At 65.1% G+C, this 12,011-nt stretch carries 10 protein-coding genes; 6 read left to right on the top strand and 4 right to left on the bottom strand.

Annotated features, from left to right (window positions below; translation table 11 throughout):
- Nucleotides 1-245 (bottom strand): hypothetical protein (locus tag VLE48_03605; protein HSA92072.1); only part of this gene is annotated, 245 nt, incomplete at its 3' end.
- A gap of 158 nt (nucleotides 246-403) precedes the next feature.
- Here VLE48_03605 and glgC point away from each other — a divergent pair.
- From glgC to VLE48_03575, 6 genes are all read left to right on the top strand, one after another.
- Nucleotides 404-1,657, top strand: coding sequence for a glucose-1-phosphate adenylyltransferase (glgC, locus tag VLE48_03600; GenBank protein HSA92071.1), 1,254 nt, complete (start codon nucleotides 404-406; stop codon nucleotides 1,655-1,657).
- A gap of 233 nt (nucleotides 1,658-1,890) precedes the next feature.
- The gene (locus VLE48_03595; protein HSA92070.1) at nucleotides 1,891-2,490 is read left to right on the top strand and encodes a sigma-70 family RNA polymerase sigma factor; all 600 of its coding nucleotides are present in this window, start codon (nucleotides 1,891-1,893) and stop codon (nucleotides 2,488-2,490) included.
- Nucleotides 2,490-3,266: a zf-HC2 domain-containing protein gene (locus VLE48_03590; protein HSA92069.1), complete on the top strand. Its 777-nt coding sequence runs from the start codon at nucleotides 2,490-2,492 to the stop codon at nucleotides 3,264-3,266. The genes VLE48_03595 and VLE48_03590 overlap by 1 nt, the downstream gene beginning before the upstream one ends.
- Complete coding sequence (locus tag VLE48_03585; GenBank protein HSA92068.1) at nucleotides 3,263-3,958, top strand: B-box zinc finger protein; 696 nt, start codon at nucleotides 3,263-3,265, stop codon at nucleotides 3,956-3,958. Before VLE48_03590 ends, VLE48_03585 begins: the two co-directional genes overlap by 4 nt.
- Nucleotides 3,955-4,269 (top strand): DUF5668 domain-containing protein, encoded by a 315-nt coding sequence (locus VLE48_03580; GenBank protein HSA92067.1) that lies wholly within the window; start codon nucleotides 3,955-3,957, stop codon nucleotides 4,267-4,269. Before VLE48_03585 ends, VLE48_03580 begins: the two co-directional genes overlap by 4 nt.
- On the top strand, nucleotides 4,269-5,726 hold the full coding sequence (locus VLE48_03575) for a DUF4097 family beta strand repeat-containing protein (GenBank protein HSA92066.1): 1,458 nt from the start codon (nucleotides 4,269-4,271) through the stop codon (nucleotides 5,724-5,726). The genes VLE48_03580 and VLE48_03575 overlap by 1 nt, the downstream gene beginning before the upstream one ends.
- 67 nt (nucleotides 5,727-5,793) lie before the next feature.
- Here VLE48_03575 and VLE48_03570 read toward each other — a convergent pair whose 3' ends face one another.
- The 3 genes from VLE48_03570 to VLE48_03560 form a co-directional block, all read right to left on the bottom strand.
- Nucleotides 5,794-8,571 carry a tetratricopeptide repeat protein gene (locus VLE48_03570; protein HSA92065.1) on the bottom strand — a complete coding sequence of 926 codons (2,778 nt, stop codon included), beginning with the start codon at nucleotides 8,569-8,571 and terminating at the stop codon, nucleotides 5,794-5,796.
- Nucleotides 8,519-11,326, bottom strand: coding sequence for a hypothetical protein (locus VLE48_03565; GenBank protein HSA92064.1), 2,808 nt, complete (start codon nucleotides 11,324-11,326; stop codon nucleotides 8,519-8,521). Before VLE48_03565 ends, VLE48_03570 begins: the two co-directional genes overlap by 53 nt.
- Nucleotides 11,316-12,011: glycosyltransferase family 2 protein (locus VLE48_03560; GenBank protein HSA92063.1), on the bottom strand; the 696-nt coding region annotated here is incomplete at its 5' end. The genes VLE48_03560 and VLE48_03565, both read right to left, overlap by 11 nt.

Raw genomic sequence — 12,011 nt, 5'->3', positions numbered from 1 at the left:
GCCAAACGCGTCTGGCCTGCGCCCGTCGCCTGATAGGTCTGGTACTCCCGCCAGCCTGCCCCGATTCCGAACACCGCAAACGCGACGAAAAAGAAACCCGCGATCTCCAGGCCCAGCCGGCGCGAGGTATCGAGGAGCGCCGCCAGCGCTCCTCGCAGGGCCGACCACGCCGCCGCCAGCAGCGGATTCTTTCGCCCGGCCACGATCAGGCGGGCCGCTTCCCGTGCGCTCGTAGACTGGCTCACGGCCAAATTGTATCCGGTTTGTCACTTGCCGGGTGCGGCCGCATCCGCGGCCTCGGAGCCGCCCGCACACGCTGTGGTACCATCGGGATTCCAACCCCGGTCGCGCGCTTCCGGTCGAGACGTCCGCCGAGCGCGAAGCCCGACCCGCAACGGCAGCCATGATGAAGGACACCCTCGGAGTCTTGCTGGCCGGAGGCGCAGGCGAACGCCTCTATCCCCTGACTCGCGACCGCGCCAAACCGGCGGTCACCTTCGGCGGCATCTACCGCATCATCGACGTCACTCTCTCCAACTGCGTCAATTCCGCCCTGCGCCATGTTTATATCCTCACCCAGTACAAGGCGCTTTCTCTGAACCGCCACATCCGTGAAGGCTGGAACGTAGTGGCCCGCGACCTGGGCGAGTTCATCGAGATCCTGCCGCCCATGAAGCGCGTCAGCGAGAACTGGTATCTGGGCACGGCCGACGCCGTCTACCAGAACATCTACTCCATCGGCTCCGAGCAACCGAAGCACGTGCTCATCCTTTCCGGTGACCACATCTACAAGATGAACTACGGGCTCATGCTCGAGCAGCACAACGACTCCGGCGCCGACGTTACCGTGGCCACCATCCTGGTGGACCCCGCCGAGTGCCACCGGTTCGGAGTCACCGACGTAGATAGCAGCGGCCGCGTCCGCGGCTTCCTGGAAAAGCCCCGTGAGACCTCGGTCCGCTCGCCCTACAACTCGGAAAAGATCTCCGCCTCCATGGGCGTCTATCTCTTCAACACGGACGTGTTGCTGCCGGTGCTGCTCAAGGATGCGGAAGATCCCGCCTCATCGCACGATTTCGGCCACGACATTCTTCCCCGCATGGCCGGGGACTACAAGGTCTACTCCTATAACTTTGTGGACGAAAACCGGAAGGAAGCCCTCTACTGGCGCGACGTGGGAACGCTTGAGGCCTACTACGAGGCCAACATGGACCTGGTGGCGGTGGAACCTGTCTTCAACCTCTATGACAATGCCTGGCCCATCCGCACCTTTCAGCGCCAGTATCCGCCCGCCAAGTTCGTTTTCGGCGACCCCGGCCGCATGGGCACGGCCATCGATTCCGTCGTCTCCATGGGCTGCATCGTCTCCGGCGGCGTCGTCCGCAACAGCGTTCTTTCCCCCGACGTGCGCGTGAACTCGTACAGCGAGGTGGATTCCAGCATCCTCTTTTCCCACGTCAACGTCGGCCGCCATTGCCGCATCCGCCGCGCCATCATTGACCGCGACGTGCACCTCCCCGAAGGCACCGAGATCGGCTTCGACCCCGAAGCCGACCGGCAGCGTTACTTCGTCACCGAAAGCGGCATCACCGTCGTCACCCGCGACTTCTCCCTGTTCGAGAATCCCGTGGCCGTGGATTACTTCACGTCGGAGTGAGGAACACACCTCGCCGGCTCCCTCTTTCCACCCTCGCCCTCCAAGCCAAAGATCGAACCTTTCAGAGTCTCAGTTCGCAGTCGCGGTCTTCCCTTTTTCTTCCCCTCACTGACTCCCCGGCTTGCGGCTGCTACAATGCTTTTTCCCGAACAAACAACAGGGCGAACTTTCGTCTCCCGGATTTCGTACATAACCAACAAGAACGCAGGACCGGAGTTCGCAGGGAGTGCCGGTTGGAGGACACCCAAGCCGTCGCAGCACTGATCCGGCGCTGTCTGGCCGGCGACGCCGTGGCTTGGGAGGAGTTCGTTCACGTCAACAACCGGCGGGTGTATAACCTCTGCTACCGCTTCACCGGTTCGGCGCACGACGCCGAGGATCTCACTCAGGAAGTCTTTATCAAGGTGTACCGGACGCTGGCCAGCTTTGACGCCGAGCGCGGCTCCTTTGCCGCCTGGCTGACCGCCATGACCCGTAACTTGCTGGTGGACCACTTCCGCCGCAGCAAGCACGACCGCATGACCGACTCCATTGACGCCGCCCCTGCGGCCGACCCCGACGCCTCCTCCCTCAGCGAACGCCTGGAGGATCAGTCCCGCGGTCCGGACCAGGGCATTGAGGCCCGCGAGGTCCGCGAGAAGGTACACCAGGCCCTGCAAAAGCTCTCACCCGAACTGCGGGAAGCGGTGATCCTGCGCGACTTGCAGGACATGGACTACAAGGAGATTGCCCAGGCCCTGAAGGTGCCGGAGGGCACGGTGAAGTCCCGTATCAATCGCGGGCGGGCGGAACTGGCACGCCTCTTGCAACGTACCTATAAGCAGGTTAGCTGATGAGCGGACAGGACCAATTCGCGATGGCGTGCAGCGAGTTCGAAGCGCTGCTGGCTGAGGCGGTGGAAGGCGCTCTGGAGCCCTCCCTCAGGGGACGCTTCCAGGCCCACGCCGCTTCCTGCTCGCGCTGCGGCCTGCTCTACACCGAGGCTCTCGACGGCTACAACCTGCTGGCCAAGCTGGAAGAAGTCGAGCCTCCCGCCGGCCTCGCCCGCAACATCTTGATGGCCACGGCCGGCTTCGTGCCCAGCGAACTGGCTGCCCGCGAAGCCTCCATTACCTGGGGCGAGCGCGCCCGCGGCTGGTTCACCGGCCTCGCGGCTCCCGTTCGTCAGCCGCGGTTTGCCATGTCGTTCGGGATGGCTTTCTTCTCCATCTCCCTGCTGCTGAACGTGGCCGGAGTGAAGATCGCCAACATCCGGCTGGCCGACCTTCGCCCCAGCGCCATCCTGCAGAACCTGGAGCAGCAGTACTACGAGACCAGCGCCCGGGTCACGCGCTACTACGACAATCTGCGGCTGGTCTACGAACTGCAGACCCGCATCGACGAATTGCGCAAGGCCGCCGGTTCGGACGAGCAGGAAGACCAGCAACAACAACAGCAGCAACCGCAGGACCAGAACCAGCCGCCTGCCGAGCTCGACCGGCATAACACCAGCCGCGTACTCGACAGGCCCGGCCGTTACGACCAGGTGCACTGGGGTGTGACCCTGGCGTCTGCGGAGAGGGGTCCGCAGGGGGTCACTTCCATCGAGGACAACAGGAGAGTTTCATGAACTGCACCATCCACACTCAGACGCCCGCCGCAGCTTACTGTCGCACCTGCGGCAAGCCGTTGTGCGACGAATGCAAGCGCGACGTCCGTGGCGTCATCTATTGCGAGGATTGCATCGTGGCCGGCATGCAGCAGACGCTGCCCGGCGCGGCGCCGGCTTCCGGCTTCGTTGCCGCGGCGGCCGTGCCTGCCGGCACCGGACCCAACCCTACCGTGGCCGGAATCCTGGCGGGATTCTTCCCCTTCGGCTTGGGAGCGGTTTACAACGGCGAGTACGCCAAGGGTTTGGCGCACATGCTGTTCTTCGCCGTGCTCATTGCCGCCATAGACCAAGGGGGAGGAGCGGAGCCCTTCTTCGGCATCCTCATGGGCTTCTACTACTTCTACCAGATCTTTGACGCCGTGCGTTCCGCGCGCGCCAAGCAGATGGGCCAGCCGACGCCCGATCCCATGGGCATCTACCGCGCCGTCGGCATCGGTGGAACCGGAGAGGCTGGTGCGACCTCGGTCGTGCCCTCCAATGCTCCCATCGGGGCCATCATCCTCATCGGTCTCGGGGTGCTCTTCCTGTTGTCCAACATGGGAATCCTTCACCTTGGAGCGGTGCGCAACCTGTGGCCCCTCATCCTCATCGCCTTCGGCATCCAGATGCTGCGCCAGCGGACCCAAGGCGCTGCCGGGAGGCAATCATGAACGGCTTCAGGTCCAATCCAGCCTGCCGCTGTGAGCGCTGCCGCCGCTCGGGCCTGATGGGCCCGGTGATGATGATTACGGTCGGTGCGCTCTTCCTCATCGCCAACTACACCCGTTTTGACTTTCACGAGTCCTGGCCCGTTCTGCTGATCGTTGCCGGCTTGATGATTTTCCTGCGCTCCAGTGCCTCTACTGAGGGGCACGTCGATCGCTACATGGTTATGGCGCCGACTCCACCGCCGTCGGCGGCCACGGCTGCTCCCGTGACCCCATCCACGCACGACCAGAATCCTCCGTCGCAGGTGAACTGATGTCTGCTCCGAACCCAGCTCCCGCTTCCGCTCCAGCGCCGGCCCCACGCTATCGCCGTTCCTTCGTGGGCCCGCTGTTGCTCATTCTTGTCGGCGTTCTCTTCCTGCTCCGGAACATGGGTTATCCGCTGCCCTTGTTCGAGTTATTCGCGCGCTACTGGCCCCTGTTGATCATCCTGTGGGGCGTTTCCAAGCTGATCGACTACTACCAGGCCCAGCGCGAGGGCTACACTCCGCGCGGCATCGGAGCCGGCGGCACCTTTTTCCTGATCATCCTGGTGCTTTGCGGCCTGACCGCCTCGGCCGCCTGGAAATACGGCGACCGCTGGCGGGACATGCGTGGCGACATTGAATTCGGCGACGAGTTCCCCGAGATCTTCGGACGCCGCTACGAGTTCACCGACGCCATCCAACAGCCGTTCCCCGCCAACGGCCAGCTCAAGGTGGCCTACGACCGGGGCGACATCAAGGTAGTACCCGGCGAGCCAGACGTGTTGCACGTCAACGTCAAGAAGGTGGTCTACGCCTCGTCGCAGTCGGAGGCGGACAAGAACCGCGACATCCTCACTCCCAAGATCACCGTCAACGGCGACGTGGTGACCATCGAAACCAATCAGGGCTGGAGCGGTCCGGACCGCCTGGACCTGGAAATCTCCTTGCCCGCCAAGGCCCCCGTGGACCTGATGACTCTGCGCGGCGATATTGAAGTCATCTCCCGCGAGGCACCCGTCAAGGTGAAGACCAATCGCGGCGACATCACCCTCACGGAGATCAAGGGCAACGCGGAAGCGGAGTTTCGCCGCGGCGATTTGCGTGCCGAGCGCATTACCGGCAACCTGAGCGTCGAAGGGCGCGGCAGTGAGGTGCAAGCCAGCGACATCGGCGGCACCTTCACCCTGCGCGGCGAGTTCTCCGGGCCGCTTACCTTCGCCCGCATCGCCAAGACGGCTCGCTTCAAATCTTCCCGCACCGACTTCGAAGTCGCCAAGATCGATGGCGAGATCACTTTCGACTCCGGCGATCTTCGCGGACACGGCGTCGCCGGACCCAGCCGCATTCTCACCCGCTCTTACGACGTTCACCTGGACGACCTGGCCGGCGACCTCACGCTGGAGAACCGCAACGGCGAAGTGGGCGTCCATATCGCCAGGCTGCCCGTGGGCAACATCTCGATCGATAACAGCAAGGAGCCCATCCAGATCTGGCTGCCGCGCGGCGCCACCTTCCGGCTGGATGCTTCCGCGGACCGCGGCGACATCGATACCGACTTCCGCGAACTGGTGGTGAGCCGTCAGGACCGCAGTTCCCGTGCTGCCGGTTCTGTGGGCTCAGGGGGCGGCCACATTCGCCTCAACGCCGACCGCGGCTCTATCGAGATCCGCCACGGCGGCGAATCGAGCGGCGCCAATCCGGGCGGTTCCCCGGGTCATGCGCCCGAGGGCAAGGACGAAAACTGAGTCCCGCAAAATGCTACGGGCGGCCCGCAAGGCGGACCGCCCGTTTTCTTTGCCCGCGTGACCCGCCCTAGAAGCGGATCGCCAGGCCCACAAACCCATAGTGGGTGCGGTAGTTGCCGGTTCCCGGACTCAGTGAGATGGCTCCTGCCCCCACCGTCGAAGAGTAGCTGTACCCGAACGACGGCTCGAATCGTCCGATGGTAAAGCGGGCTGCCGAGCGGAAGCTCCCGTTGAACGTCCACTGTTGCGACGGTTGGCCCGGCGGGCAATCGAGCGACGACAAAGGTTCCGCTGTGCAGTACTGCCGGGTACCAAGAAAGCCCTCGAAGTCCAGCTGTACCCGCGGATGCGGACGCAGGGTCACCTGCGGCATGGCACCGTGCTTCTGGTACACCGTGGGCGTGAAGAATCCCGCCGAGCCGACCGCGGTTCGCAGATTCTGCACGTCCGTCCGGTCAAAGCGATACTCTTCGTAGCCGTACCCCACCCGCACCGTGATGCGGTCGTTCTCATAGAGCGTAGGCGTCAGTGAGAATTCCCAACCGTGCGCGCCGAGGTCCGGCTCGCACGTGGTGCAAAGCGTTGGCTGGTCCACGCTGTAGATCCCGTGCCAGTAGTTGGCGCTGAAGCGCAGTCGGCGTGTGAACTCGTAGCTCCCGCTCACGGACTGTCGTTGCAGCACCACGTTATCTTGAATGGAAAGCACGGTGTAGTCGGCGATGTCGCGCGTGAAGCTGGCCGAAATCCGCAGCCCCCGGTGTGTGATCGACGGCCGCACTTCGTACAGGAAATGTTGACGCCGTGGCTGCGCGATTCCTCCCGTTTCCCCGCCGCCGGTCGTTCCCACGCCGCCGCCCAGCGTCAGCCGCAGCCACTTGGTGGCACGGAACGCGGCCGCCACGCGCGACTCGGTTGCCAGCGCCGTCCTCCCGAAGCGTGCGTCGAACAGATTGCTGCGCCCCAGGGCGTCGTTGAATGACTGGCTCACCGTCATGCGCACGTTGGGATGGGGGTTGAAGTCCAGCGCTGCCAGGAAGCGGTGCCCCGCTATGGCGGCAACGGGTTCTCCGGTGTCGTCCTCGTCCCGCTCATACCCGTAGCCGTAGCGGAACCGAAGCACCGGCCGCAGGTCTTCGCGGATGGCCGACCGCATGGATTGCGCCTCGCCTCGGTCGCCCACCTTGTCCAGCAGCGAAAGCGCGCTGGCGTTGCGTCCCCGTCCGCGCTCGATGGTGGCCATCATGTAGTTGGCGTCACCGTCGTCGGGACGCTCGATAAGCAGCACGCGCAGGATTGCCCCCGCCTCGCTCGACCGCCCGGACCAGTACAGCGTCCGCGCCTTGCCCATACGCGCCTCATAGTCCTGCGGATCGACCTGCAGGGCCTGGTCGTAGTTGCGAAGGGCGTCGTCATAGCGCTTCGCGTAGGCGTGTGCGCGCGCCTTTTCCACTAGCACTGCCGTGTCCTCGGTCGTCGGAGCCTTGCCTTCCGGCAGCAGTTGGTTCAGTTGTGCCAAAGCGTCGTCGTAGCGCTTGGCTCCGATCAGCGCCCGGGCATACTCCAGCCGCGCGCGTTCCGGCGTCACGTCCGGCTTGGGCGAGGCCTCCGCCTCCTTTACCAGACGCTCGAATTCCGGAAGAGCGCTCTCGTAGTCGCGGGAGTAGGTGAGCACGCGGGCTTTTTCCAGTCGCGCCGTCAGGTTGTCCGGCGCCTGCCGCAGAACCTCGTCGTACTGCTCCAGCGATTCCGCATACTTGCGCTCGGAGGAAAACGCGCGCGCCAAACCCAGCCGTGCCGTGAGATGACTTGGATCGCGCTCCAGCACCTGGCGGTAGGCGGCCGCTGCGGCTTCATAGTCGCCGCGCCCGCTGGCCGCCCGGGCCTGGGTGATCAGCGCCCGCATGGATTCCTCCGCGGCCGCTTTGGCGGCGCGCTGCTCCGCCTCGATTCGCAGTTGCTCCTCATAGGCCTTGCGGCGCTCTTCGCGCAACGCCGCCGCCGCGGCATCCTCGCGCGCCCGCGCTTCCGAGCGTTCGATCGCTTCCAGTGCCGCCGCTACGTCCTTGTCGCCCGGGTTCCGTTGCTGCAGCGCCAGGAACAGGGTCCGCGCTTCTTCCTTCTGTCCCGACCACTGCAGCGCGTACGCCTTGCCCACCTGCGCGTCGTAGTTGGTGGGACGCTTCTTCAGCACCTCGTCGTACAGCCGGATGGCTTCGGGATAGTTGTGCTCCCAGGCCGTCACCCGCGCAATCCCGATCTCCGCTGACAGGCTCTTCGGGTCCAGCTTCCGCACTTCGGCGTACTGCACCTTGGCATGATCGTAACGTTTGGCCAGCGCCAGGATGTGCGCGTACTCCATGCGCGTCGAGGTGTCCTTGGGATTGCGCGCTACGTAGGGCTCCAGCACCGCGACCGCCTCGTCGTCGCGGTCCAGCGCATGCAGCATGTCCGCCGTGGCCACCGCATACTTGGGATCGGAAGGATTCGCCTCCACCAGCGCGCGGTAGTGCTCCAGGGCCTGGTCGGTTTCGCCCGCCTCGGCCAGCGCGTGGCCCAGCAGGAAGCGCGTGTCCGACGAAGCCGGGCGCAGCTTCCACGCCGTCTCCAGCCATGCCGCGGCCTTGGCCGCGTCCTTGGGCTTGCCCCGCAGGTTGCAGAGCCCCAGATTGCGCGCCCGCACGAAGTCCCGGTCGAGCGCCGCCCCCGCCTGCATGGCTTGGCCGTAGGCTTCGCAGGCCTGGGCGTACTTCCCCGCCCGCATGGCGCGGTCGCCCTGGGCCAGCAGTTGTGCCTTAGTCGCCGCGTGCGCCGGGAGCGCTCCGAGCAGCAGCCACACGGCTGCCATCGTCAGCACCCACCTGCGCGCGAGTCTGCTCCGAGAATTCCTTTTGCATCGCATGATAGGCCTTCTTCAAATAGGGTTCCGGTCGTACCGAATCCCATCCCGTCCAAGTCACTTGCTTCGGCGCATCGATTCGCCCGCCACTCGCCGCCGGCAGCGCCATCACCACCGACATCCCCGCGCCCGCCGCGGCTGGCTGCAGAGCGAATACCGCCACGTCCACCCCTTGCGTGGGGTAGGTCTGCATGTTGCCGGAAGGATCGAATCCGCTGAAGACCCTGTGGCTCGAGGGATCGGTCACCAGCAGTTTGCCCCACGGGATGCGCACCAGGATGCTTTTGGTCTTCAGGTCGGCATACCACTCCGCCAGGGAATCGTAGTCCTTGGCCTCCGGATCGCCGCTGCCGTAGCGCAACCCGCTGCGGTTCCACGTCTGCCCGGGATAGATCACGCCCCCGCGCCCTTCCCGCGGCGGATTGGGCTGCACGATCTGGTCCACGAACGCACCGCTCTCGGCCAGCCGCAGCGAGAGCGGCTGGCGGTGCTCCACCTTCTGCTGCCGGGGATCGTTGCCCCCGGTGATCTCATACGGATTGTAGCTATCCGCCACCAGCAATTTGGCCTGGGTCGGCTCGCCCAGCAGCAACAGGAAGTTCGCTCCCCGCTCCATTCTCACCCCGAATGGCAATGCGCGGATACCGGAAAGCGTGGGGATGGTATTCAGCGCAACACCCCAGGACGCCTGGTCAAAATCCGGCTTGCCGTCGGGACGTCGTCCCGCTCCGCCGCAGTCCAGGCAGGCCACTTGGATGCGCAGGTACAGGAAGCCTTCGTCCACCGCCGCCTGCACCCGGCGGATGCTGGTCGCGGCCTCCGGCCCCTCCCCCGACTGGTAGAGGGTGGTAGCCCGCTGCCAGTCCGCGTCTCGGCCGGTGAACAGCCGCCACTGGCTGGTGCGGTATCCCATCACTCCCAGCCGGCTGGCCGGGCTCAGTTCATTGAGCCACAACGTGGTTCGGTCCGGGGGATTGGAGAAGTCCCGCGTCAGCCACGCGGTCCGGTACCATTCGTCGGCTAGTTCGAAGACCACACCGCCGGCGCAGCCCGCGTCCCGCACCGCGCGAGCCAGCCGCCCCAGCATCGTCGCCTGCGTGTTCTCATCCAGCCCGCCCTGGTTCCATCCTGCTGGAGAGAGGCGGGCGATGCCGATGGAGTCCGGCACGCCGTACTCGGTCACCACCAGCGGATGCGAGATCCGCGACCGCAGATCGCGCAGGTAGCCGGCCATCGGGTTGGGCCCTTCCGCGTCCCGCGCCCGCACGTACTGCGGATCCTGCAGCATGAAGTCGGGCTGGTACGGGTAGACGTCATACGCCGCGAATAGTCCTCCCTGGAAACCTCCGGAGGCCCTGAACCGGCTCTCGTCGATCGAAATCGCTTCCTGACTGGGCAGTTCCGTGGGATGCCGAATCGGGTCCAGCGCGGGACTGTTCACCAGCGCTACTGGATGCTGCCAGTTGTAGGTCTCGGTTTCGTAGGTCACCAGGTAATCCAGCATCTGGGCGAACCACGCCTCGGCCGGGGTCACGTTCGGCGCCGAGACGTACTTTCCGCTGTACCCCGTCTTGCCCGGGTTGATCAGGTTGGTCTGCCCGATGATTTCGCCGTTCACGTCGCCGCCCAGCAGCAGCCCCACCACCTGCGCCGCTAGGTCGTGTTCGAACACGCCGCCCGCCCGGCCCGGGCTCGGCGGCACATCGCCCCGCCCGTGGATGGCATCGACTACGTTGCGCACCGTGGCTTTGGTTTCCTCCACGAACGCCGGATCGTAGAGGTCGCCCTTGGGGGGATTGCTCACCCACACTTGCTGCAGCAGCAACGCTTTGCCTCCGCCGTCGCGGAAGTGCCGATAGGCCCGGTAGAACGCCGGTGGCAGCAACGTGTACACCCGCACCACGTTGACGTTCATCTCTTCAGCGCGCCGCAGCCACGCGGTGTAGGTGCCGCCCTCCTCCGGCGGTGCGCCCGGAAAGTAACCGGGAGCCGCAGGACCCAGGTTCACGCCGGCCACGTAAAACTTTTGCTGGCTTCCACCGGCTACGCGCCACAGGGCTCCGCTCGCGGCCCGAAACGGCGTGGTCAACTGGCTCGGCTTGCGCACCGGCGCCAGTTCCGTGGGCATGGGATCGCCCTCGAACCCCTTGCGTCCGAAGATGCTGTCCAGCGCCACCCGCGCCGCTTCCCCGTAGCTCTTGTCGTTCAGCAGCTCGCGGTAGATGACGGCCGCGTCCAGGTTCTTGCCTTCGCGCCGCAGGGCTCCGGCGACCAGGATGCGGACGTTGGGGTCGCCCCGTCGTCCCTCCAGGATGAGCCGCAGGGCCTCGGAATTCATCGTGCCCCGGCCGGTCTCGAGGGCTACGAACGACGCCCCCGTCTGTGCCTCCTCCACCGCTTCCTTGTCATGCTGGAAGTATTGCAGCACTCGGTTGAACTCGTACTCGGCTTCGGTGAAATGGCGCAGCTTGAGCTGCGTCCACCCACGCAGCAGGATCACTTCCACTCGGCTGGACGCGATCGAGGATGCCTGGTCCAGTTCTCCCAGCGCCTGCTGGTATTCCTGTTTCTGGTAGTGGGCCACCGCCAGGTTGTAGTGCGGCCGGTAGTCCGGCTTCAGCTTGAACTCCCACACCCCCACCGCCACAAAAAACAGCACCATGCCCAGCAGGACGCGGTTGAAGATCCAGTCCTTAAGCTTCATGTGGCGCCACCGTATAGCGATCTCCGCCTTCCAGGCCCTTGTGCCGCACCACTTCCCACCGCCGCATGCCGGCGAAGAAGCGCAACACTCCTTGGGCGCGGAAGATGGCCACGATCTGCCGGTATCCCACGTTCTCCACCACCGCGTACGCCATCAGCTTGAGCACGTGGCCCAGCTTCGGATAGCGCCGCAGCGTGGCTTCTTCCAGCAGCACCGAGCCCATCGAGAGCAACGTGCCGTACCCCACCGCCAGAAACAGGAACAGCAGGAACAAGCCCAGCGGCATGGCCCGCAGGATGAATGAGAGCGGCATGATCAGCCAGAACCCGAAGGCCTCGATCAGGCACCCCATGGCCTCGATATAGGCGTGGAACGGCATGCTGAACATGCCCAGGGTGCCGAAGCGCGGGTTCAGGATCATGTCGTGGTTCTTCATCACCGTCTGCATCAGCCCCAACTGCCAGCGCCGGCGCTGGCGGGCGAACATACCCAGGGTGTGCGGCGCCTCGGTCCAGCAGATGGGGTCGCTGGTGAACACCATGCGGTACTTCCAGCCCTTCTCCCGCAGGTAGCGGTGCAGTGTAGCGATAATGTCGATGTCCTCGGTCACCGTGTCGGTGGAGAACCCGCCCGCCAGCACCACCGTCTCCTTGTGCAGCATGCAGAAGGCGCCGCTCACGATGAA

The organism is Terriglobales bacterium (assembly GCA_035454605.1).
GTDB lineage: Bacteria > Acidobacteriota > Terriglobia > Terriglobales > Acidobacteriaceae > DATMAB01.
Note: the sequence above shows the minus strand (reverse complement) of the source record. Positions and strands in the feature narration are given on the sequence as shown.

Bases quoted from the DNA above. Each gene is read 5' to 3' on its own strand.
- glgC (HSA92071.1), top strand. From the start codon at position 404: ATGATGAAGGACACCCTCGGAGTCTTGCTGGCCGGAGGCGCAGGCGAA.
- VLE48_03590 (HSA92069.1), top strand. From the start codon at position 2,490: ATGAGCGGACAGGACCAATTCGCGATGGCGTGCAGCGAGTTCGAAGCG.
- VLE48_03585 (HSA92068.1), top strand. From the start codon at position 3,263: ATGAACTGCACCATCCACACTCAGACGCCCGCCGCAGCTTACTGTCGC.
- VLE48_03580 (HSA92067.1), top strand. From the start codon at position 3,955: ATGAACGGCTTCAGGTCCAATCCAGCCTGCCGCTGTGAGCGCTGCCGC.
- VLE48_03575 (HSA92066.1), top strand. From the start codon at position 4,269: ATGTCTGCTCCGAACCCAGCTCCCGCTTCCGCTCCAGCGCCGGCCCCA.
- VLE48_03570 (HSA92065.1), bottom strand. From the start codon at position 8,571: ATGGCAGCCGTGTGGCTGCTGCTCGGAGCGCTCCCGGCGCACGCGGCG.
- VLE48_03565 (HSA92064.1), bottom strand. From the start codon at position 11,326: ATGAAGCTTAAGGACTGGATCTTCAACCGCGTCCTGCTGGGCATGGTG.